A 22623-nucleotide genomic window follows, 5' to 3' on the forward strand; every position below is an offset into this window, starting at 1 on the left:
TGGGCGGCCCGCTGTCAGAGGTGCCGGGTAGGTTGGCCACATGCGTATCGCCACCTGGAACGTGAACTCGATCACCGCCCGCCTGCCGAGGCTGCTCGCCTGGCTGGAGAACAGCGGTACGGACGTGCTGTGCATACAGGAGACCAAGACCACCGCCGAACAGTTCCCGAGCGACCAGCTTCGCGAGCTCGGGTACGAATCGGCGGTGCACGCCACCGGCCGCTGGAACGGCGTGGCCATCGTCTCCCGGGTGGGTCTGGACGACGTGGTCAAGGGCCTGGAGGGCGACCCGGGATACGAGGACGTGCACGAGCCGCGGTCCGTCGCCGCCACCTGCGGACCGGTGCGGGTCCGCTCGGTGTACGTGCCCAACGGCCGTGAGGTGGACCACGCCCACTACGCGTACAAGCTGCGCTGGTTCGAGGCCCTCAAGGACGCGGTGGCCGCGGACGTCGCGAGCGGCACGCCGTTCGCGGTGATGGGCGACTACAACGTCGCGCCGACCGATGAGGACGTCTGGGACATCACGGCCTTCGACGGCTCCACCCATGTCACCGAGGCCGAACGCGCCGCCCTGGCCGCGCTGCGCGAGGCGGGCCTGAGCGACATCGTGCCGCGCCCCCTGAAGTACGACCACCCCTTCACGTACTGGGACTACCGCCAGCTCTGCTTCCCCAAGAACCGGGGCATGCGCATCGACCTCGTGTACGGCAACGAGGCGTTCGGCAAGGCCGTCTCCGACTCCTACGTGGACCGCGAGGAGCGCAAGGGCAAGGGCGCGTCCGACCATGCGCCGGTGGTGGTGGACCTGGACGTCTGAGGGAGGTTCGGGCGGCAGGAGTGCGGGAGGGGTGGGGGAGCGGCCCCCGCCCCGGCAGTGGCGCGGGCCCGTCGTCCGTGGGAACGGGACCGTCCGTGGCACCGGGACCGTCCGTGGTCGGGGACAATGGACGCAGTCCAGGCCCGCCCGCCCCGCCGGACGGCATCGTGCGCGGCGCCCGCACCGCACCCCGCAGGAGAACCGTGTCCGCAGCCAAACCCCACGTCGACCGGGAGGGGCGCCCGGACCTCGCGCTGGTCGCGGACTGCGCGAACTGCTTCGGTTTGTGCTGCGTCGCCCTGCCCTTCGCCGCCTCCACCGACTTCGCCGTCGACAAACCGGCCGGGAAGCCCTGCACCCACCTGCGGACCGACCACAGCTGCGGCATCCACGCCAGGCTGCGCGACAGCGGCTATACGGGCTGTACGGTCTTTGACTGCCTGGGCGCGGGCCAGAAGGTCTCCCAGCACACCTTCCGGGGACGGGACTGGCGCGGCGACCCCGGTAGCGCCCGCACCATGTTCGAGGTCTTCCCGGTGGTACGGCAGCTGCACGAACTGCTGCGGTACGTGGTCGAGGCGGGACAGCTGCCCGCCGCGCGTCCGGTGCACCGTGAACTGCGCGCCGCCCGCGACGAGATCGAGACGCTCAGCCTGGGCAGCGCCGAGGAGTTGCTCGCCCTGGACGTCGCGGCACTGCGGCAGCGGGTCAACACCTGGCTGCAGAAGGCCGCCGAGCTGCACCGCGCGCAGGCGCCCGGCCGGCGGCCCAACCGCCGTGGCGCGGATCTCTTCGGTGCCCGGCTCAAGGGCGCCGACCTGCGGGGCGCGAGTCTGCGCGGTGCCTGCCTGATCGCGGCCGATCTGCGCGGCGCCGATCTGCGCTTCGCGGACCTGACCGGAGCCGACCTCCGCGACGCCGACCTGTCCGGCGCGGACCTCACCGACGCCGCCTTCCTGGTGCCCCCGCAGCTCGCCGCGGCGAAGGGCGACCCCAGCACCCGGCTGCCCGAGGGCCTGCACGCACCGGCGCACTGGGCCTGACGCACGCCCGCCCCGGCTGCTCAGCCCTGCAGCAGCCGCAGATCCACCGAATCGGCGAGCGCGGCGAGGCCCGCCTCCGACGGGTGCAGATGGTCGCCGCTGTCGTAACCGGGCGCGATCCGGGCCGGGTTGGCGGGATCGCGGAGCACGGCGTCGAAGTCGAGGACCGCGTCGAAGGCCGTACCGGAACGCAGCCAGCTGTTGATCTCCTGCCGTTCGGTGTCGACCGCTGCGGTGCAGCGCGCCTCACCCTGGCAGGGCGCGACGGTCGCACCCACCACGCGCAGGCCGCGCGCTCGCGCCCGTTCGGCGATCTCCCGCATGCCGACGGTCACCTGCTCCGAACTCGCCCCCCAGCGAATGTCGTTGACGCCCATGAAAAGGACGAGGGTACGGGCCGAGGTCTGCGCGAGGACGTCGCGGTCGAGCCGGTGCAGGGCGCTCACCCCGCCGGTGTCCGTGCTGATGCCGTCGCCCGGGTACCGGTCGGAGGTGATGCGGTTCGCCGAGATGCCGTGGTTCAGTACGCCGTACCGGGGCACCTCGTCCTGCGCCCGCAGCCGGTCCGCGAGCAGGTCGGGCCACCGGCGGTTGGCTCCTGGCGTGGAGCGCTCGCCGTCCGTGATCGAGTCCCCGAGCACCACCACGGAGCCGGGCCCGCCGCCCACGTCCACGCCCGCGAGCAGCGGCCAGTTGGAGAGCGTCGAGGTGTACGCGCCGCCCGAGTGCTCCGCACTGTGGTCGCCCGGCTCGCTCAGATAGGACTGCTGGACCGCGAGCTGGTGGACGGGCGCCGAGGCCACCGTCTCCGGCAGGTGGAAGCTGACCAGCAGATTGGCGTCCGCGGGCACCGTGAAGTCCAGCGGATCGCTCAACGCCTGTGCTCCGGCCGGGATTTCGGCGGACGAGCCGCCCCTGAACCGCAGCGGCCTGGGCGCCGAGACGGCCGTGGCGCCCGACTCCTGTACGGCCACCGTCGCCGAGCCGATGCGTACCGGCGCCGAGGCGAAGGTGTTGTCGAGACGTACGCGTACCCGAGGGCCGCCCGCCGAGGTGTGCACCACCAGCCGGAGTGTGCGGTCGGACCACGGTCCCACCGAGGGCTGACCGGAGGTGGAGGCGGCCCAACTGCCCGTCCAGCCCGAAGTGTTGGACCGTACCGACACGGCGAACACGTGCAGGTCCGGGCCGGTGTCTCGGGGCAGGCGTACCGAGGAGACCTCGCGTCGTTGGTCCAGCGGCACGGTGAGCGCGTACAGCCGTGCCTTCTCGGCGAGTTGGCCGCCGGGGGTGTTGACGTGGGGCAGGGCGAGCGCCTTGGCGCCCAGGCTGCCGGTGCGCCAGTCGAGCGCGGTGAGGTTGAAGGTGCTCCGCGAGCCGTCGCGGTAGTGGACCGTGCCCGGGCCGGTGGCCTCGCCTCCGGTCGCGGTGACCAGAAGGCTCAGCGCGTCTCCGCGGCCCTTGACCTGTATCGACTGGCCGTCGGCGACGACATTGTCCGGCTCGCCGGGTCTGGTGGCGGGCAGGGTGAAGCGCGAGCCGCCGACGGTCAGCGCCCGGCCGGGGGTCCAGCCCGCGGCGGCGAGATCACCGGCCGAAAGTGAGTTTCCCGCGCCGTCGAAGTCGGCCGCGGAGCTGTCCGTGTCGGCGCTCACCGCGCGGTTGTCGTAGAGCCGCTCCAGCGGCTGGGGGGTGTCGCCGGGCCTGGCCCGCGCCGGGGACTGCGGCCAGGGGGCGAGGGCCAGCACAGAGGCGAGCACGGCGGTCGTGGTCCACAAGCGTCGGCGCACGACCGACTCCTCCCGGTAGCGGAAACGGAACGAAGCGCCATGAAGGTAGGGAGACGGCAGGAACGCGTCAATGAGCCACGCATGAACGAGGCACGAACAGAGCTGGACGTCACCGGGCCGAGCGCGGCTGTGGTGTCACGGAGGGGGACGGTGCCACCCTGGGTGGTATGAACATCCCTTTCCTGGGCAACTGGCGCAAGCGGCATACGGCCCAGCGCGGCGGCGGACTCGCGGACGCCTTCGCGGAGGACCCCGAAGGGGTGGGCGGGCTGCTCGCCGAGTGCGAACTGCTGCGCTCGCAGGCCGCCGCCGCAGGCCTCGAACTCGACGACTCGCCCGCCTCGTTGCAGGCCCTTGACCAGTTGCTTCCGCGCTGGCGGGAGGACCCGGAGGTGCTGCCCTGGCTCGGCAACGACGCGGGTCTCTACCTGGGCACCGTGATCACCCGCAGCGTCCGTGGCGCGGGCTGGCACATCTGGCCCGGCGGGCACCCCGTGGTGCGGCTGGCCTCGGGCCGCGAGATCCGTGTGGTGGAGGCCGGTCTGGACTGGGCGGTGAGCGGCGCCCCCGAGTTGTCGCAGGTGTACGCCGAGGCCGCCGAGGCGTGAGCGAGGAGCACCAGGGCGAGCCAACTCCCTCTGCGCGAACCCGAGATGGGCGGTGAAACGCGGTCGCGGCGACGGGGTGGCGGCCGCCTGCCCGTTGCGGGGCGGCCTCTCTCGGGCGGGCGGTGAGGGCCGCCCGCTCCCTGGCCTCTGACCTGCCTATATGACCGCCGAGGCCCAAAATAAGGTTATTGGTGATCAGTGCGTGTCGTCCAATAAGTCCCATATTGGGGTGGATAGTTTGCGCGAACCGAAACAGAAAGTGGGCAGGACTTGGCATGGTTGTCGATCTTTTGATCGCGCTGAGCGACGTCGACGCGCACATCCGGCACACACCCGTACCTCGGGGCGCCGGTCAGCGGCCCGCCGCGGTCCGCGCTCGGGCTCGTGGCCCGGGCGCGGGGCAGGAGCGCGACCGGCTGCCGCGAGGCTGTAGCGGAAGGGGACTCCCGCACTGACGCGGTGGCTCGCAGGGCCGAGCCCGTCCGGCAGCAGCCGGAGATCACTCCTCGCGCGGTGGTGCCGTCACGAACCGGTGACCGGCGCCAGGCGGGAAGAAGGTCAGCTGCAGTGCCGCCGGCCGGGTTGTGCTCAACACGGAGGGGGACAGACGGCAGGACGGTCAGGGCGACCGTGTGCCAGGGCGCGTACCTCGATCAGCGCTCGGCACGGCCCCGCCGTCCGGCCTCCGGCCGTACGACGTGCCGGAGGGTCCCGCTCACCTGGAGGGAGCGGCACTGTCGACACATGGCTCGGTCAGCATGTGGCGACGGTGCCGCTCCCTTCGTTTTTGCCCGTCGGTGTCACCCCGCCCGGTGCGCCCCGCGCCTGGACTCCGTCGGGGCCGGGCTCTTGGCGGTACGGGTGACGTCGGCGACGAGTTCGACCACATCGGGCCCGTACGCCTGGGAGTTGACGACCTTCAGGAGCAGGACGAAGGAGGCGCGGCCGTGCTTGCGGTGCAGGCGCTCGTGATTGCGGGCGAGGTAGCGGCTGGCCGCCTGATTGGTGATCGCGCGCTGGCCGCAGAAGAGGAAGACCGGCCGGGCGCTCTGGCCGAGGTCGGCGGTCAGCCGGGCGAGCAGCACGTACTCGGTGACGCCCTTCTCCATGCGGTAGACCTCGGTGCCGATGTGGAACGCGGTGCGGTCGGCGGGCGGTTCGGCGTCCTGGTCGATCCGCACTCCCGGCAGCTGCGACTGAAGATGCAGCGCGGTGCGCCGGTTGGAGGTCGGGCCGCCGACGCAGAACTCGGTGCGTTCCCCGAATCCCTGTTGCGCGGCGTCGTGCGCCACCACCTGGACGCTCGCGCCGCAGTCCTTGATGAGGGCGGACAGTTCGAGCAGGGCGAAGACGTCGTGGCGCTTGACCGCGAGGTCCGGACCACCGGCGTCACGGTTGACGACGAGCAGCGACTCGGAGTTCTCGGGCAGGCCGAAGAAGCTCTGCTTGCGCCGCAGTTTGCGGCGCCACAGGTAGGTTCGCGCCACCCAGCCGAGCGAGGCACTGAGCCCCGCCGCTATCACGCCGAGGATGATATTGCGCAGGTCTTCCGTCATGGGCGCGCATGCTAGCGGTACCACGTACACGGGTTCGAGTGCCCCGCTACCAAGGCTTGAGACGTCCTGGCGGGGCGCACTCAACACCGTTACTCTGCGCGGACGGTCGCCCACTGGAGGTACGCATGCGTCGCTCCGTCGCGCGGAGACTCTCGCTTCTGGCCGTTGCCACAGCCCTCGTCGGGGCCGGGGCAGCCGCGCCGCCCTCGGCTGTCGGTACGGCGGCGCAGCCGACTCGGACTCCGGCTCAGGCCCCGGTGCCGGCGAAGGCGCCGGTCGCCGTCGGGTACGGCGGTGCCGTGTCCAGCGTGGACGCCGACGCCTCGGCCGCGGGCATCGAGGTGCTGCGGCGCGGCGGCAACGCGGTGGACGCCGCCGTGGCCACCGCGGCGGCGCTCGGCGTGACCGAGCCGTACTCGGCGGGCGTCGGCGGCGGTGGCTACTTCGTCCACTACGACGCCAAGAGCCGTACCGTGCACACCCTCGACGGGCGGGAGACGGCGCCAGGCAGCGCGGGCAAGGACCTCTTCCTGGAGGACGGCAAGCCGATTCCGTTCGCCGAGGCGGTCACCAGCGGACTCTCCGTCGGGACGCCGGGAACGCCCGCCACCTGGCAGTCGGCGCTCGACGCTTGGGGCACCAAGAGCCTGCGCAGCCTGCTCGAACCCGCCCGGCGGCTCGCCGCGGACGGCTTCACGGTGGACGCGACCTTCCGGGCCCAGACGGCCGACAACCAGGCCCGGTTCAAGGACTTCCCGGCCAGCGCCGAGCTGTTCCTGCCGGGCGGCGAACTGCCCGTCGTCGGCTCGACACTCAAGAACCCCGATCTCGCCCGCACCTACGAGGAGTTGGGCCGCAAGGGCGTCGGTGCGCTGTACCACGGCAGGCTCGCCGAGGACATCGTACGGACCGTGAACCGGCCGCCCGTCGATCCGGACGCCGAACGCCGGGTCCGTCCCGGCCGACTGACCCTGGACGACCTCGCGGACTACCGTACGAAGCGCCAGAAGGCGACGCGCACCACGTACCGGGGCCTCGGCGTCCACTCGATGGCGCCCTCGTCCTCCGGTGGGACCACCGTCGGTGAGGCGCTCAACATCCTTGAGGGCACGGACCTTTCGCGGCTGTCGCCGGAGGAGTACCTGCACCGCTACATCGAGGCGAGCCGCATCGCGTTCGCCGACCGTGGCCGATGGGTGGGCGACCCGGCCTTCGAGGACGTGCCGACCGAGGGCCTGCTCTCACAGCGCTACGCCGACTCGCGCCGCTGCCTCATCGCCGACGACAAGGTCCTGACCAGTCCGCTGGCCCCCGGCGATCCACGGCACCCTGCGGACTGCGCGTCCGGCGGCCGGGCGGCGCCCACGACCTACGAGGGCGAGAGCACCACACACCTCACCACGGCGGACAAGTGGGGCAACGTCGTTTCGTACACACTCACCATCGAGCAGACCGGCGGCAGCGGCATCACCGTGCCCGGCCGGGGCTTCCTGCTCAACAACGAGCTCACCGACTTCTCGTTCGCGCCGGCCGACCCGGCCGTGCACGACCCGAACCTGCCCGGCCCCGGCAAACGGCCGCGGTCCTCGATGTCGCCGACCATCGTGCTCGACGACGATCGCAGGCCCCTCGTCGCGCTGGGCACTCCGGGCGGATCCACCATCATCACCACGGTGCTCCAGACCCTCACCAACTTCCTGGACCGTGGCATGCCCCTGGCCGACGCGATCGCCGCGCCCCGCGCCAGCCAGCGCAATCAGGCCACCACGGAACTCGAACCCGCGCTCTGGAACAGCCCCTCGCGGGCGGCGCTCGAACGACTGGGGCATGTCTTCAAGGCGAATCCGGAGATCGGCGCGGCCACCGGAATCCAGCGGCTCGGCGACGGCCGATGGCTGGCGGCGGCGGAGACCTCCCGCAGGGGAGGAGGCGCGGCGATGGTCGTACGGTCGGCCCCTTGAGTGGCGTGCACGTCGTGAGCCGCGTCGCCGAAGCCCGCTCGGGCGGAGGCGAGCGCGTGTCCATCGGGGGCCGGAAGTCCGCTCCGCGCACGGGAGCGGGAGTGCGAAGAGGAAGACATTGCCGTGGGGAAGAAAGCTGTGTGTAGCCAAGCTGTAACACCGACGGTGTTTGCTACTCGATTGCGGCACTCCGGTTCCCATGGAGGCAGGCTTCGATGAACACCGATCAACTCCCCGTGGACATACGGGAGTTCGCGGCCTATCTGAGCGGACTCCTGGCACGGCTCAACCCGTACGAAGGGTGGTACGGGGTGTTCCGTGAGCGCGACCCCGAGGGCTTGCGCGCCTGCGCCGAGGGCCTGGAAGTACCGCCCTGGGACGTGGTGGAGTCCCTCCTCCAGGATCTCGCCGCCCTGCACGGCGCCCCGGCCGCCGAGGCCGAGCACGAAGCCGCCCGGGCACTGCACATCGCGAGCGCCGCCGCCTACGACGCCCGCCCCGGCGGCCGCGAAGCCCTGGGCAGCAGGCTCGACTTCATGGCCGCGGAGCAGCGCCGTACGACCGGGCGACTGCGCGAACTGCGTGCGCGCACACCGCTGAGCCAGGAAGAGGCCAGCGAGCTGGAGTACGACCTCGCGTGGACCGAGGACGACCACGTACGGGCCCGCGCACGCTGCGGCGAACTCCAGGCCAGGCTCGCCGAACTCGACCGTCGGGAACGCGCGGCGAGGGAGCGCGCCCCAGGCGGACCCGGCGGCCGGGCGGGGGAGTCGGGCCCGACCGCCCTTACGGGTGGTGCTCTGGTGCCCGAGCAGCGCGCGGCTGTCGACGCCGGGGCGGGGCAGCAGGGAATCGCGGCCGGTCGGGCGGCGCGGCGGGCAGCGGCGCGGGCGGCGGAGCGGGCCCAACGCGAGGATGCGGGCGCACCCGAACACGGCCTGGCCGAGGACGAGTTGAGTGCTGAGGGAGCCAGGCCCGGGGCCGGGCGGGACAGTGACGGGGCGGATACCGGTGTGGAATACGGTCCGGATTCCAGCATGCGACCGGTCGACGACTGGCCCGGAACGGGCGCGGTCGAGGCCCCCGGCCGAGCGGCGCGGCCGAGCGGGAGTGAGGTGTCCGGGGGCCGGGAGGAGTCCCTCGACCGTGGCGAATCGACCGGCTCCTGGCTGCGGTTGAAGCGCCGGTCGCGTGGCGGCGCCCGGTACGCCGGGGGCGGCCAGGATACGGCTGGTGCCCTGCCGGAGACACTGGGCGAGGAGGGACCCGCCCGACCGGGCCGTACGCCCACCGGAGCCCGTTTCGCCGGGGTGGCGGAGGAATCACCGGCACTCGCGGTGGAGCCGGAATCCGAGGCCGCAGAGGCCGAGCAGGACCCGTCGGCCCAACGGGAGATCGCGGCGACCGTCGACGAACTGCGGCGGCTGCGCGCCGAAGGCCGTACCGGCGAGGCGCACAGCCTGCTGGCCGAGACCGCGCAGTGGCCCGAGTCCCGGTACCCGCACCTGGCGGTGGCCCTGCGCCGGGCAGGCCTGGCGAGCGACTGGGACACGCTGTTGTGGGAGGCGTCGTCGCTGCCCACCGGCCGTCTGGTCGCGGTGGCGCACGCGCTCATGGGCGCACGGCACGAGGCGGCGTCGACGCAACTGCTGCGGCAGGCGGCGGCCCGGCCCGCCGACGAACTCGGCGAGTCCGTACTGGAGTTGGTGACCGAAGGGCGCGGCGGCGACGTGCGCGCCGTACTCGACGCCTTCCTGCGCGCCCGCAGCGCACAGGACGCGGCGAGCCTGGCCCGCGTCGCGCCCCGCCGACTGGTACCGCTCCTGCGCGAGTCGGCCGCGGCGATCTCCCCGGAGTGCGCCGCCGACCTCGGGCACGCACTCCGGGTGGCCGGGATCCGAGGCTGAGAGGGGAACCCGGCTTCGCTCCCGCCTCGGCCCGGGCCCGTGCCCCGGCCGTGCTCAGCAGCTGTTCCGCGCGCGGGACGTACGCACCAGCTCGGGCAGGACACGCACCGCGAACCACAGGGCGACCACGACGACCAGCCAGAACTGCCAGGCGCGGACGTCCCCTTCGCGCACGTACTCCTCGTTGACAAAGATCACGCACCCGACCAGGAGCGCGTCGCGGAGCGTCGACTTGTACGCCTTGCGCAGTTGCCTGCGTTCCCCGGCGTCGGCGAGCCTCGCGGCGTAGAGGGCGACATCACCGTAGGCCTCCTGGGCGGTGGTTCCCGCCGCGGCCAGATGGGAGCGCACCTCGGCCGTGTGCTCGCGGGCCTCACGGCCGGGCATGCCGTGCCGGCCGCGCAGCAGCCCGTCGAGCCGGGTGGTCCAGCGCCGGCTGTCGGGCTCCTCGGCGGGCCCCTCGAACCAGGCGTTCAGCGCGGGGGCCGGGCTGGTACGTACCGAGGCGGCGAGCAGCAGGGGCGCCAGCAGGACCACCGGTGCGGGGAGCTTGACCAGCGGGTCCTCGGACAGAGCGACCGCGGCCGTGATCGCCCCGGCGACCAGCGCGCCGCCCGCGAGGCCCCAGCCGGTCACGGCCCGATACCGTCCGGCGCTGCGCATCCCCATCGCCACCGCGATACACACCAGGGCGGTCAGCACCAGCAGTACGAACGACCCGGCGCCCGGCGAGAACTGGACACGGATGCCCTCGGTGAACCAGAAGACCAACGTCGTCACCGCGCCGGTCACCGCACCCGCGTAGAGGATGCGGCGGAACTGCTCGACGGGGGTGAGGCCGTTCAGGTCCACGGAGCCGCGGTAGCGCTCGTCGACGCGTTCCGCGGCGACGGTGTCGGCGTACGCGCGCGGGTCGCCCAGGAGTTCGGCGGCGCGCACCCCCGACTCCTCGGTGGTTTCCCGCACTTCGGCCAGCACGCGCTCGGCGAGGCCGTCCGGCACCTCGTGGTGCAGAAGGAGTTGCACCTCGAAGGTCGCGGCCCAGTCCGCGTCCGCCTCGTGCGGCCAGTCGATGGTTCTGCCGGTTGTCATGGTGCCCCCGTGAGTGTGGCGACGGTCGTGGTGAAGTGCTGCCAGTCGGCCCGTTCCGCCGCCAGACGTGCGCGACCCTGGTCGGTGATCGCGTAGTACTTGCGGCCGGGCCCGTTCTCGCCGGGTGACCAGCGAACGGACACCGCGCCCTCCTCGGCGAGGCGGGTCAGTGCCGGGTAGAGCGTCGCGGGTTTGACCTCGCCGAGCCCGGACTCGGCGAGCCTGTTGATGAGCGCGTAGCCGTAGCTCTCGCCCTCCGTGTCCAGCACGCCGAGCAGACAGAGCTGTAGACAGGCGCGTATCCACGCCCCCTGAGAGGAGTTCACTGCCCCCGCTTTCGTATCTCCTACTAGTACGAGATTTATACTACTGCGAGAAGTGATCGTTCAACCGCCGCCGTCCTGCGCCTCCGGCGCAGATGAACGGCGGTGCGACGCCCTGTTCACGCGCAGTGCACGCCCGCTCCATGGGCCGGGTACGGAATGTCAGATCCGCGTGGTCTGATGGAGGCATGATCGAAGACTTTCTCGGCCAAGCTCTTGACGATGTGGAAGAGGCGGTCCGCAAGGCGGCCGCCGCGGAGGTGATGCCCCGCTTCCGGCAGCTCGCCGCGCACGAGATAGTCGAGAAGAACGGGCCGCACGACCTGGTGACGGTGGCCGACCGCAACGCCGAGGAGTTCCTCACCAAGGAGCTGACCCGGCTGCTGCCCGGCTCGCTCGTGGTGGGCGAGGAGGCGGTGCACGCCAACCCGCGGACCTACGAGGCGCTGAAGTCGGATGCCCCGGTGTGGATCGTCGACCCCGTGGACGGCACTCGGCAGTTCGTGCAGGGCGACCCCGGGTTCTGCACCCTGGTCGCGCTGGCCCAGCGCGGGGTCGTGCACGCCTCGTGGACCTTCGCGCCCGCGCGCGACCAGATCGCCGTCGCGGTGCGCGGCGGCGGGGCCCGGCTGGACGGGCAGCTCATACGTTCCGGTGAAGTGCCCGCGGACAAGATCCTCGAAGTGGCCACCTCGCACCCCGACTACACGACCGAGGAACAGAAGCGCGCGCTGCTCGCCCTGGACACCGAGGGTGTGCGGACACGGCCCTGCGGTTCCGCCGGTCTGGAGTATCTGGCCGTGGCGCGCGGCGAGTTGGACGCCACCGCCTTCTCCTGGGAAGCGGCCTGGGACCACGCCGCCGGGCTGCTCCTCGTCGAGGAGGCGGGCGGCGCCCACCTCACGCGGGCCGGCGAGCCCTTCCGAATCACCGGGGCGAACGCCCTGCCGTTCACCGCGGCCCGTGACCTCGCCACCGCCCGCCGGATCGCCGACCTGCTTGCGGAGGGTGCCTGACCACGTGCGTACGGTGGTGGTGAGGGAAGCTCGCTTCGGGGTGAGGGCCCTGCGGCCAGGACTTTGGCCCGGGCATATCCTGATCCGCACGGTCACCGGCTGACAAAGGAGTCCGAGGTGCCTTCGATGCTCGACGCGGTCGTGGTGGGCGCGGGGCCCAACGGTCTGACCGCAGCGGTCGAACTGGCCCGGCGCGGAATGAGCGTCGCGGTGTTCGAGGCCCGCGACACCATCGGCGGGGGAGCGCGCACCGAGGAACTCACCCTGCCCGGCTTCCGGCACGACCCGTGTTCCGCGGCCCACCCCTTCGGCGCGGGCTCGCCGGTCTTCTCGACCATGCCACTGCACGAGTACGGGCTCGAGTGGCTGCACGCCGAACTGCCGATGGCCCACCCGGGACTCGACGGCTCGGCCGCGGTCCTGTCCCGCTCGATCGCCGAGACGGCCGCGTCCCTCGGTACCCACGACGGGGCCGCGTACCGCCGCCTGATGGCGCCCTTCGCGGGCAAGTGGCACAGCATCGCGCGCGACTTCATGCAACTGCCGTCGACCGCGCTGCCCCGCGACCCGCTGACCCTGGCCCGGCTCGGCCTCGCCGGGGGCCCGCCCGCGAGCTGGCTGATGCGCCGCTTCCGCGACGAGCCCGCACGCACCCTCTTCGCCGGACTCGTCGGCCACATCATGGCGCCACTGAACGGCATCGCCACCGGCGCCGTCGGCCTCGTCTTCGCGCTCGCCGCGCACGAGGTCGGCTGGCCGGTGGCCCGCGGCGGCTCGCAGTCGATCTCGGACGCGCTCGGCCGCTATCTCCGCGCGCTGGGCGGCAGCGTGCACACCGACTACGAGGTCAAGCGCCTCGACGACCTGCCGCCCGCCCGTGCCTACGTCTTCGACACCTCGCCGACGGCCCTCGCGCGCATCGCGGGACTCGGCCACTACTACGCCGGATTCCGTTACGGGGCAGGGGTGTTCAAGGTCGACTACGCCCTGGACGGCCCGGTGCCCTGGACCTCCGAGGCGGCGCGGCGCGCGGGCACTGTACAAGTCGCCGCCGACAGCCGGGAGATCGGCGCCGCACTGCGCGCCGCCTCCCGCGAGGGGCGCGCCCCCGAGGCGCCGTTCCTCATCACCGTCCAGCCCTCCGTCGTCGATCCGGGCCGCGCCCCCGAGGGCAAGCAGGTGTTCTGGGCCTACGGGCACGTTCCCAACGGCTGGGACGGCGACCTCACCGGTGCCATCGAGCGCCAACTGGAGCGCTTCGCGCCGGGGTTCAGGGACCGGGTCCTCGCCCGTGCGATCGCCGGACCGCCCCAACTGGCCGCGCGCAACGCGAACTACGTCGGCGGGGACATCGCCTGCGGCGCCGCCGACGGCCTGCAACTCCTGCTCAGGCCCCGGCTCACGCTGGCACCCCACCGCACCCCGCGCCCCGCCGTCTTCCTCTGCTCCAGTGCCACACCGCCCGGCCCCGGAGTGCACGGCATGTCCGGGCACAACGCGGCCAAGGCGGTCTGGCGACACCTGCGCGCCGCCTGACGGCCCCGGCGCGAGGACTCGACGGCCCCGCCTCGCGGAGGGGGCCGAGCACCGGGAACGGGCGGCCGTGTCCGTATCGCGTGCCCCTGATCCGTAAGCTGCCTGGCGGGCGGGTACTTCCGCGGCACGGAGCAAAGGAGCACGATGGCGCAGCAGTCAGGATCCGGCGGGCCCCTCGGCGGCCCAGGGCAGTCGGCCCGTGAGCAGCGGGCGACGGGACAGCCGGGGTCCGGTCCCGCGACCGCGCGGCTCGCCGACATCGCCGCACACGCCGGGGTCAGCGAGGCCACCGTGAGCCGGGTCCTCAACGGTAAGCCCCAAGTCGCGGCGGCCACCCGTGAGTCGGTGCTCGCCGCGCTCGACGTACTCGGCTACGAACGGCCCGTACGTCTGCGCCAGCGCAGCGCGGGCCTCGTCGGGCTCATCACGCCCGAGCTGGAGAATCCCATCTTTCCCGCCCTCGCCCAGGTCATCAGCCAGGCACTGACCCGCCAGGGCTACACCCCGGTCCTCGCTACCCAGACCCCGGGCGGCTCCACCGAGGACGAGCTCACCGAGATGCTGGTCGACCGCGGCGTCAGCGGCATGATCTACGTCTCGGGACTGCACGCCGACACCACGGCCGACACCGCCCGCTACGACCAACTCCGGGCTCGCGGCGTGCCGTTCGTGCTCGTGGACGGTTTCTCCCCGAAGGTGCGGGCGCCGTTCATCTCCCCGGACGACCGGGCGGCCATGGACCTCGCCGTACGGCACCTGGTCTCGCTCGGGCACACCCGAATCGGTCTCGCGCTCGGGCCGCAGCGCTTCGTACCCGTGCAGCGCAAGACGGAGGGCTTCGTCCGCAGCATGCGGGAACTGCTCGGCCTGGACCCGGAGGACATCGAACAGCGGCTGGTGCAGCACTCGTTGTACACCGTGGAGGGCGGGCAGGCCGCGGCCGCCGCACTGATCGAGCGCGGCTGCACGGCCGTCGTCTGCGCCAGCGACATGATGGCGCTCGGCGCGATCCGCGCGGTGCGTCAGCGGGAGCTGCGCGTCCCGCAGGACGTCTCCGTGGTCGGCTTCGACGACTCCCCGCTGATCCCTTTCACCGATCCGCCGCTCACCACGGTGCGCAAGCCGGTGCCCGCGATGGGGCAGGCGGCGGTACGCACCCTCCTCGACGAGATGCAGGGCACCCCGGCGCCGCACAGCGAGTTCGTGTTCATGCCGGAGCTGGTGGTCAGGGGCTCGACCGCGGCGGCCCCGGCCTGACGACGCGGAGACCTCGCCCCGGGGTGCCGCGCCGGCGAGGAGGCACAGTGGTGTGACGTGATGCATCCAGAACGGGCGAACAAGGGATGAACTAACCCCGACACATGCGTGAAACTGCTGAAAAATGATTCGGATCGAGCACTTCCGATCGTCTTCCCGATCGTGAAGAATCTGCCCTCGGCGCGGCGCTGCGGCCGGAGTCCTTCGCGGACCGGCAGCATTGTTCGGCGCGCGGCAGGACGAAACGATCACAGCACGAGTCCGAGACCTCGGGGAGAACTTGCGGATGACCGGCATCAATCGACGGCGCTTCATGCAGCTCGCCGGCGGCACCGCCGCCATGACGGCCCTCACGGCCACCATCGCCAAGGCCGCCGCGATCCCGGCGAACCGCAGGACCAACTCCCTCGAGGACATCGAGCACATCGTCGTGCTGATGCAGGAGAACCGGTCCTTCGACCACTACTACGGCGCGCTGCGCGGCGTCCGCGGCTTCGGCGACCCGAGGCCGGTGAAGCTGCCCAACAACCGCCCGGTCTGGTACCAGTCGGACGGCACGAAGGAGATCCCGCCGTTCCGCCCCGACACCGACGACCTCGGCATGAAGTTCATCGAGGGACTCAACCACGACTGGGACGGCGGCCACGCCGCCTTCAACAACGGCAACTACGACAAATGGATCCCCGCCAAGGGCGGCGGCACGATGGCCCACCTCACCCGTGAGGACATCCCCTTCCACTACGCCCTCGCCGACGCCTTCACCATCTGCGACGCCTACCACTGCTCGCTGATGACCGCCACCGACCCCAACCGCTACTACATGTGGTCCGGTTACTGCGGCAATGACGGCACCGGCGGCGGCCCGGTCATCGACAACGCCGAGAAGGGCTACGGCTGGAAGACCTACCCCGAGCGCCTGGAAGAGGCGGGCGTCTCCTGGAAGATCTACCAGGACATCGGTGACGGTCTCGACGCGGCGGGCAAGTGGGGCTGGATCGACGACGCCTACCGGGGCAACTACGGCGACAACTCGCTGCTGTACTTCAACAGTTACCGCGAGGCCCAGCCCGGCAACCCGCTGTACGACAAGGCCCGCACCGGCACCAACGCCAAGGCGGGCGACGGCTACTTCGACATCCTCAAGGCCGACGTCACGAGCGGCAAGCTCCCGCAGATCTCCTGGGTCGTCGCGCCCGAGGCCTTCACCGAGCACCCCAACTGGCCCGCGAACTACGGTGCTTGGTACATCGCCCAGGTCCTGGAGGCACTCACCGCCGACCCCGAGGTGTGGAGCAAGACCGCGCTCCTGATCACCTTCGACGAGAACGACGGCTACTTCGACCACGTCGTTCCGCCGTACGCGCCCAAGGACGCGAACGAGGGCCTGTCCACGGTCGGCGTGGAAGGGGAGTACTACACCCCGAAGGGCGGCGCGAAGTACGTGCCCGGGCACTACGGCCTCGGGCAGCGGGTGCCGATGCTGGTCGTCTCACCCTGGAGCACCGGCGGCTATGTCTGCTCGCAGACCTTCGACCACACCTCGATCCTCCAGTTCATGGAGCAGCGCTTCGGGGTGCAGGAGCCGAACATCTCGGCCTGGCGCCGCGCGGTCTGCGGCGACCTGACCGCCGCCTTCGACTTCTCGCGCGCCGACGGCAACGTGCCCGAACTGCCGGACACGGACGCCTACGAGCCGCCGGACCACGAGCGCCACGAGTCGTACGTGCCGCCGGTCCCGGCCCAGGGCAAGCTGCCCGCGCAGGAGTCCGGACGGCGCCCGGCCCGTGCCCTGCCGTACGACCTGGCGGTGGACGCCAGGACCGCCGACGACCCCAAGCGGTTCCGCCTCGACTTCGCCAGCCATGGCAAGGCGGGCGCCCACTTCCACGTCACCTCCGACATCCGCAGTGACGCGCCGTGGGTGTACACCGTCGGCGCCGGGGACACCCTGTCCGACACCTGGGCCACCGACTCCGGCAAGGGCGGCGCGTACGACCTCACCGTGCACGGACCCAGTGGTCTCTACCGGCGCTTCAAGGGGCGTGTCAGCCAGCAGGGCCCGGAAGTCACCGCACGGCACGAGGCGAGCAGCGGTCGCGTCCGTATCAAGCTGACCCAGCGCGGCACCGCCACCGTCACGGTCACGCTCAAGGACGCGTACGCGGGCAACGCCGCGACCACGTACACGCTCAAGCCCGGTGCGAGCGTCGAGCACCTGACGCGCGAGGTCGAGCACGGCTGGTACGACGTGACGGTCACCTCCGGCCACGACGCCGAGTACCAGCGCCGGTACGCGGGCCACGTCGAGACCGGCAGCCCGAGCACCAGCGATCCGGCCCTCGGAGCCTGAGCCACCGGCGGTGTGCGGGACGGCGCGACCCGTCCCGCACACCGCCTACGGCGCCGCGGGTGACTCGCCGAGGCCCAGGCAGCGGAACATCGATGTCGGATTCCTGCCAGCCTCCTCACCGCGGGTGCCCGATGCTTGACCCATGCACACCGACACCGAACGCTGCCTGCGCGCCGTACGGTCCAAGGACGCCCGCTTCGACGGCTGGTTCTTCACGGCCGTGGTCACCACCGGCATCTACTGCCGTCCGAGCTGCCCCGTGGTGCCGCCCAAGCCGGCGAACATGCGATTCCATCCGAGCGCGGCCGCCTGCCAGCAGGCCGGGTTCCGGGCCTGCAAGCGCTGCCGCCCCGACACCAGCCCCGGCTCCCCGGAGTGGAACCAGCGCGCGGACCTGGTGGCCCGCGCCATGCGGCTGATCGCCGAGGGCGTGGTGGACCGCGAGGGCGTTCCCGGCCTGGCCGCCCGGCTCGGCTACAGCAGTCGCCAGATCGAGCGCCAGCTCCTCGCGGAACTCGGCGCGGGACCGCTCGCCCTGGCCCGCGCCCAGCGTGCCCAGACCGCGCGCCTGCTCATCGAGACCACTGCACTGCCGATGGCCGACATCGCCTTCGCCGCCGGCTTCGCCTCCATCCGCACCTTCAACGAGACGGTGCGCGAGGTTTTCGCTCTCTCGCCGAGCGAGCTGCGCGCCCGCGCCCCGCGCGCGGCCGCCACCCCCGGCGCCCTCTCCCTGCGGCTGCCGTTCCGCGGCCCGCTCTGCCCGGACAACCTCTTCGGCCACTTGGTCGCGACCGCGGTGCCCGGAGTCGAGGAGTGGCACGCGGGCGCCTATCGCCGCACCCTTCAACTCCCTTACGGGCACGGCATCGTGGCGCTCACCCCGACGCCGGACCACATCGCCTGCCGTCTCACGCTGACCGACCAGCGCGATCTGACCGTGGCCATCAGCCGATGCCGTCGGCTGCTCGACCTGGACGCCGACCCCGTCGCCGTGGACGAACAGCTGTCCGCCGACCCGCTGCTCGCCCCGCTGGTCGCCAAGGCGCCGGGGCGCCGGGTGCCGCGCACGGTGGACGAGGAGGAGTTCGCCGTACGGGCCGTGCTCGGCCAGCAGGTGTCCACCGCAGCCGCGCGTACCCACGCCGCCCGGCTGGTCACGGCGCACGGCGAGCCGATCGAGGATCCCGAGGGCAATCTGACCCATCTCTTCCCGGACGCCGAGTCGCTCGCCGCCCTGGACCCCGAGTCCCTCGCCCTGCCGCGCAGCAGACGCCGGACCCTGACCACCCTGGTGGACTCGCTGGCCACACGCAGCCTGCGGCTCGGCGCCGGGAGCGACTGGACCGAGGCGCGCGACCGGCTCACCGGGCTGCCCGGCTTCGGCCCCTGGACCGTGGAGGTGATCGCGATGCGCGCGCTCGGCGACCCCGACGCGTTCCCGGCGACCGACCTGGGAGTCCGCCGCGCCGCCGGGGAACTCGGCCTGCCCGCGACCCCGGCCGCGCTCACCGCCCGCGCCGCCCGCTGGCGCCCCTGGCGCGCCTACGCGGTCCAGTACCTCTGGGCGACCGACGACCACCCGATCAACGTGCTGCCGGTCTGAGTGACCGACCACCTCAACTGCCCTGTTGCACAAGGAAGTCGGCGCGCCTCGCCGCACAGGAGGAAGATCTACCCGTGACCAAGGACGCACCCGTGAAGCAGTACACCGTCACCGATCCCGACGGCCCCTGCGGCGCGCTCACACTCGTGGCCACCGACGGAGTGCTGAGCGGCCTGTACATGACCGATCAGCGCCACCGGCCCCCGCAGGAGTCGTTCGGGCACCCCGACCCCGAGCCGTTCACCGAGGCGCTGGCCCAGCTGGAGGCGTACTTCGCCGGTGAACTCAAGGAATTCGACCTGGAGTTGGCCCTTGCGGGCACCGAGTTCCAGCAATCGGTCTGGCGGGAACTCACCCGGATCCCGTACGGCGAGACACGTACGTACGGCCAGCTCGCCGCCGCCCTCGGCAAGCCCAACGCCTCGCGCGCCGTGGGTCTGGCCAACGGGAAGAACCCGGTCGGCATCATCGTGCCCTGCCACCGGGTGATCGGCGCGGACGGCAGCCTGACCGGCTACGGCGGCGGCCTGGAGCGCAAGCGCGGTCTCCTCGACTTCGAGCGGGGCGCCGTGCTGTTCTGAGCCGGACCGGGCTCAAGTCGCCGGAACGGCAAGCTCCTTGAGCAGTCTCGGCAGCGCCGTACCGATGGGCTCGCGCACGACCTCGTCCGCGAGTTCGTCGTACGGGGTGGGCTCGGCGTTGACGATGACCAGGCGCGCCCCGTGGTCGGCGGCGAGGCCCGCCAGACCGGCGGCGGGTTGCACTTGGAGGCTGGTACCGACGGCGAGGAAGACCTCGCAGGCCCGGGTCACCGCCACGGCCTCGGCCAGGACGTCGGGGTCCAGGCTCTGCCCGAACATCACGGTCGCGGTCTTGAGAATGCCGCCGCAGTCCAGGCAGGGCGGGTCGTCCTCGCCCGCCGCGACCCGGGCCAGGGCGTCCTTGAGCGAGGACCCCGCGCCGCAGCCGGTGCACACCACCGACCGTGCGCTGCCGTGGAGTTCGAGCACCTTGCGGGCGGGCAGCCCGGCCAACTGGTGCAGCCCGTCCACGTTCTGCGTGATGACCCGGACCGGGGCGCCCGCGGCCTCCAGCTCGGCGACGGCCCGGTGTGCGGCGTTCGGTCGCGCGGCGAGCGTGGGGCTGTCGCGGCGCATCTGCCAGGAACGGCGCCTGATGTCGGGGTCGTTCATGTAGTAGTCGTACGTGACGAGCTTCTCCGCGTCGGGGTCGCGCCGCCAAAGCCCTTGCGGCCCGCGGTAGTCCGGGATCCCGGAGTCCGTGGAGATACCCGCCCCGCTGAGGATGGCGACCATCGGCGGGCGCCCCGCGCCCTTCCCGTCGCGCCCCCGCGCTTCCCCCGTCGCCCGGCCGGTGTCCGTCCTGCCCGTCGCTGCGCCCTCACGGTCCATGGGGCGAGCGTACGCAGCCGGGCGGGGCCGAAGCGAGGGGATAGTGCGGGGTGGCGGCGTTCCGGTTGGGTTCCCGCAGAGGATAGAAAGCGCTTTCTGTCTCCTGTTAGGGTCGCGGGGACCGAGAGATCCGGCCAGGCCCTCCGTGCGCGGCTTACGCGCTCGCGGGCCGGGCGCCAGCGAGGGAGGCCCGCCGGTGGGCGAGGGCGAGCGAGACGAACGGCGGCAGCGGACGGGCACCCATGTCCTCATCGCCGCGGACAAGTTCAAGGGCACGCTCACCGCGGCCGAAGTGGCCGCCCATGTGCGTACCGGACTGCTGCGGGCCGAACCGTCCCTGCGCGTCGAGGCGCTTCCGGTCGCCGACGGCGGGGACGGAACGGTCGACGCGGCCCTCGCCGCGGGCTACACCTGCCGCGAGGTGCGGGTCACCGGCCCGCTCGGCGACGGCGTCACGGCACGGTACGCGCTGCGCGAGGGCACCGCCGTCCTCGAAATGGCCGAGGCCTCCGGACTGCGCCTGCTGCCACCCGGACACTTCGCGCCACTCACCGCCACCACCTACGGCACCGGTGAACTCGTCCGCGCCGCCCTGGACGCGGGAGCCACCCGGCTCGTCCTGGGCGTCGGCGGCAGCGCCACCACCGACGCCGGAACGGGCATGCTCACCGCACTCGGCGTCCGCTTCACCGACGCCCAGGGCGCCGCGCTGCCCCCGGGCGGCGGCGCCCTCGCGCGCCTCGCGGCCGTCGACCTCACGGGCCTCGACGCCCGCCTGTCCGGGGTGGACATCGTCCTCGCCAGCGACGTCGACAACCCGCTGACCGGCCCCCGAGGCGCTGCGCATGTCTACGGGCCGCAGAAGGGCGCCGACCCTGGTCAGGTGGAACTCCTCGACGCGGCGCTCGGCCACTGCGCCGAGATCCTCGGCCGCGCCCTCGGACCGGCTGCCGGAGCGCTGGAGCACACCCCGGGCGCCGGGGCCGCGGGCGGTGTCGGTTACGGGGCGCTGGCCGGGCTCGGCGCTCGGTTCAGGCCCGGCATCGAGGTACTGCTCGACGTGCTCGGATTCGACGCGGCGCTCGCCCGGGCCGACCTGGTGATCACCGGGGAGGGCTCGCTCGACGCACAGACCCTGCACGGCAAGGCACCGGCCGGAGTGGCGGCGGCGGCCCGGGCCGCGGGGCGGGAGGTGGTCGCGGTGTGCGGGCGGCTCGCGCTGAGCCGGGACCAGCTCGTCGCAGCCGGTATCTCCCGCGCGTACGCGCTCACCGGCATCGAGCCCGACCTCGCGCGTTGTCTGGCCGAGCCGGGACCGCTCCTGGAACGGCTCGGGGAGCGCGTGGCGTACGACTTCGTGCGACCGCCGCGGAGCGCTTGAGCGAGGCGGCGTGAACCGAGGCCCGCTCGGCACCTGAGCCAGAAGCCCGCCGTGTGGGCAGCACCGCCGAGCAGAGTGGGCACAGAAAACGGGGCCCGGACCGCGTACGGTCCGGGCCCCGTTCCGGGTCCTCGGTGCGCTACGGCAGCTGGGCCGCGCGCGCCTCGCGCCTGTTGTCGCGGAAGTTGTTCACACGGCGAGCGGTCGCGAACACCGGGATCACCGCGCCGACCACGAGCTGCAGCGAGCAGCCCGTCTGCAGCAGCAGCTGACCGCCGGGGGCGTCGAAGGCCCAGGCGGAGAGCAGGGTCATGGCGGTGGCGATCCAGGCCAGCATCGCGATCGCCAGTGGGCCGCGCGGCTTGGGGTACTCGACCCGGCTCACCATCAGCCAGGCGGTACCGATGATCGCCAGGAGCGTGGCCGCGAACGGGAGTTCAAGCAGCACGATCGAGACGACCGTGAGCGCACCGAACGGGCTCGGCATGCCCTGGAACATGCCGTCCTTCACGGTCACGCACGAGAAGCGCGCAAGCCTGAGCACCACCGCCAGAAGCACCACGATGGCGCCCACGGCGGCCACCCGCTGCGAGGCGTCCTCGGCGACCATGCCGTACACGAGCACGAAGTAGGCGGGCGCCAGACCGAAGCTGATCAGGTCCGAGAGGTTGTCCAGCTCGGCACCCATCGGCGAGCTGCGCAGCTTGCGCGCCACCAGGCCGTCGAACAGGTCGAAGACCGCGGCGCACAGCATCAGGATCACGGCGGTGGCCGCGGAGTGCCGGGCCATACCGGTCTCGGTGCTGCCGGTCAGATGCGGGATCAGGATGCCGGTGGTCGTGAAGTACACGGCCATGAAGCCACAGGTGGCATTGCCCAGGGTCAGGGCGTCCGCTATCGACAGACGCAGCGACAGGGGCATTTCCTCGGAGTCGTCCTCCGCCTCGGCCTCGGGCACCCAGTCG

The 22623-nt window shown here is 72.3% G+C and carries 18 protein-coding genes; 12 read left to right on the top strand and 6 right to left on the bottom strand.

Annotated elements, in window-relative coordinates; all coding sequences use genetic code 11:
- Positions 1 to 40: 40 nt before the first annotated feature.
- The gene (locus HUT18_RS30685; RefSeq protein ID WP_176103765.1) at positions 41 to 820 is read left to right on the top strand and encodes an exodeoxyribonuclease III; all 780 of its coding nucleotides are present in this window, start codon (positions 41 to 43) and stop codon (positions 818 to 820) included.
- Positions 821 to 1023: 203 nt separating this feature from the next.
- On the top strand, positions 1024 to 1863 hold the full coding sequence (locus tag HUT18_RS30690) for a pentapeptide repeat-containing protein (RefSeq protein WP_176103766.1): 840 nt from the start codon (positions 1024 to 1026) through the stop codon (positions 1861 to 1863).
- A gap of 20 nt (positions 1864 to 1883) precedes the next feature.
- On the opposite strand, the gene HUT18_RS30695 is transcribed toward HUT18_RS30690, so the two are convergent.
- Complete coding sequence (locus HUT18_RS30695; protein ID WP_254879117.1) at positions 1884 to 3611, bottom strand: SGNH/GDSL hydrolase family protein; 1728 nt, start codon at positions 3609 to 3611, stop codon at positions 1884 to 1886.
- 209 nt (positions 3612 to 3820) lie between these two features.
- Here HUT18_RS30695 and HUT18_RS30700 point away from each other — a divergent pair, with 209 nt between their 5' ends.
- The gene (locus HUT18_RS30700) at positions 3821 to 4261 is read left to right on the top strand and encodes a DUF6278 family protein (protein WP_176103768.1); all 441 of its coding nucleotides are present in this window, start codon (positions 3821 to 3823) and stop codon (positions 4259 to 4261) included.
- Positions 4262 to 5061: 800 nt separating this feature from the next.
- On the opposite strand, the gene HUT18_RS30705 is transcribed toward HUT18_RS30700, so the two are convergent.
- A complete protein-coding gene (locus tag HUT18_RS30705) occupies positions 5062 to 5817 on the bottom strand; it encodes a hypothetical protein (RefSeq protein WP_176103769.1) in 756 nt (251 codons plus the stop codon).
- Between the two features lie 125 nt (positions 5818 to 5942).
- On the opposite strand from HUT18_RS30705, the gene ggt reads away from it, so the two are divergent.
- On the top strand, positions 5943 to 7778 hold the full coding sequence (gene ggt, locus HUT18_RS30710) for a gamma-glutamyltransferase (RefSeq protein WP_176103770.1): 1836 nt from the start codon (positions 5943 to 5945) through the stop codon (positions 7776 to 7778).
- Positions 7779 to 7993: 215 nt separating this feature from the next.
- Entirely contained in the window at positions 7994 to 9685 is a 1692-nt protein-coding gene (locus HUT18_RS30715; RefSeq protein WP_176103771.1) for a hypothetical protein, read from the top strand.
- A 54-nt stretch (positions 9686 to 9739) separates the two neighbouring features.
- Here HUT18_RS30715 and HUT18_RS30720 read toward each other — a convergent pair whose 3' ends face one another.
- Complete coding sequence (locus HUT18_RS30720) at positions 9740 to 10777, bottom strand: hypothetical protein (protein WP_176103772.1); 1038 nt, start codon at positions 10775 to 10777, stop codon at positions 9740 to 9742.
- Positions 10774 to 11103 (bottom strand): PadR family transcriptional regulator, encoded by a 330-nt coding sequence (locus HUT18_RS30725; protein WP_176103773.1) that lies wholly within the window; start codon positions 11101 to 11103, stop codon positions 10774 to 10776. Before HUT18_RS30725 ends, HUT18_RS30720 begins: the two co-directional genes overlap by 4 nt.
- Before the next feature lie 185 nt (positions 11104 to 11288).
- On the opposite strand from HUT18_RS30725, the gene HUT18_RS30730 reads away from it, so the two are divergent.
- From HUT18_RS30730 to HUT18_RS30755, 6 genes are all read left to right on the top strand, one after another.
- Positions 11289 to 12116, top strand: coding sequence for an inositol monophosphatase family protein (locus HUT18_RS30730; RefSeq protein WP_176103774.1), 828 nt, complete (start codon positions 11289 to 11291; stop codon positions 12114 to 12116).
- Positions 12117 to 12242: 126 nt separating this feature from the next.
- Positions 12243 to 13652: an NAD(P)/FAD-dependent oxidoreductase gene (locus tag HUT18_RS30735; RefSeq protein ID WP_176104903.1), complete on the top strand. Its 1410-nt coding sequence runs from the start codon at positions 12243 to 12245 to the stop codon at positions 13650 to 13652.
- Positions 13653 to 13796: 144 nt separating this feature from the next.
- Positions 13797 to 14909: a LacI family DNA-binding transcriptional regulator gene (locus HUT18_RS30740; protein ID WP_176103775.1), complete on the top strand. Its 1113-nt coding sequence runs from the start codon at positions 13797 to 13799 to the stop codon at positions 14907 to 14909.
- Between the two features lie 286 nt (positions 14910 to 15195).
- Positions 15196 to 17259: a phosphocholine-specific phospholipase C gene (locus HUT18_RS30745; RefSeq protein ID WP_176103776.1), complete on the top strand. Its 2064-nt coding sequence runs from the start codon at positions 15196 to 15198 to the stop codon at positions 17257 to 17259.
- 142 nt (positions 17260 to 17401) lie between these two features.
- Positions 17402 to 18865, top strand: a complete 1464-nt coding sequence (locus HUT18_RS30750; protein ID WP_176103777.1) for a DNA-3-methyladenine glycosylase 2 family protein — start codon at positions 17402 to 17404, stop codon at positions 18863 to 18865.
- A gap of 92 nt (positions 18866 to 18957) precedes the next feature.
- A complete protein-coding gene (locus tag HUT18_RS30755) occupies positions 18958 to 19446 on the top strand; it encodes a methylated-DNA--[protein]-cysteine S-methyltransferase (RefSeq protein WP_303246588.1) in 489 nt (162 codons plus the stop codon).
- Between the two features lie 12 nt (positions 19447 to 19458).
- Here the strand turns inward: HUT18_RS30755 and HUT18_RS30760 are convergent, their stop codons facing one another.
- A complete protein-coding gene (locus HUT18_RS30760) occupies positions 19459 to 20181 on the bottom strand; it encodes a Sir2 family NAD-dependent protein deacetylase (RefSeq protein WP_176104905.1) in 723 nt (240 codons plus the stop codon).
- 292 nt (positions 20182 to 20473) lie between these two features.
- Between HUT18_RS30760 and HUT18_RS30765 the strand changes: the two genes are divergently transcribed.
- Entirely contained in the window at positions 20474 to 21658 is a 1185-nt protein-coding gene (locus tag HUT18_RS30765; RefSeq protein WP_254878884.1) for a glycerate kinase, read from the top strand.
- Positions 21659 to 21797: 139 nt separating this feature from the next.
- On the opposite strand, the gene pssA is transcribed toward HUT18_RS30765, so the two are convergent.
- Positions 21798 to 22616, bottom strand: coding sequence for a CDP-diacylglycerol--serine O-phosphatidyltransferase (gene pssA, locus HUT18_RS30770; RefSeq protein WP_176104906.1), 819 nt, complete (start codon positions 22614 to 22616; stop codon positions 21798 to 21800).
- Positions 22617 to 22623 lie beyond the last annotated feature (7 nt).

Origin of the sequence: Streptomyces sp. NA04227 (assembly GCF_013364195.1) — a bacterium.
In the GTDB taxonomy this organism is placed as follows: domain Bacteria; phylum Actinomycetota; class Actinomycetes; order Streptomycetales; family Streptomycetaceae; genus Streptomyces.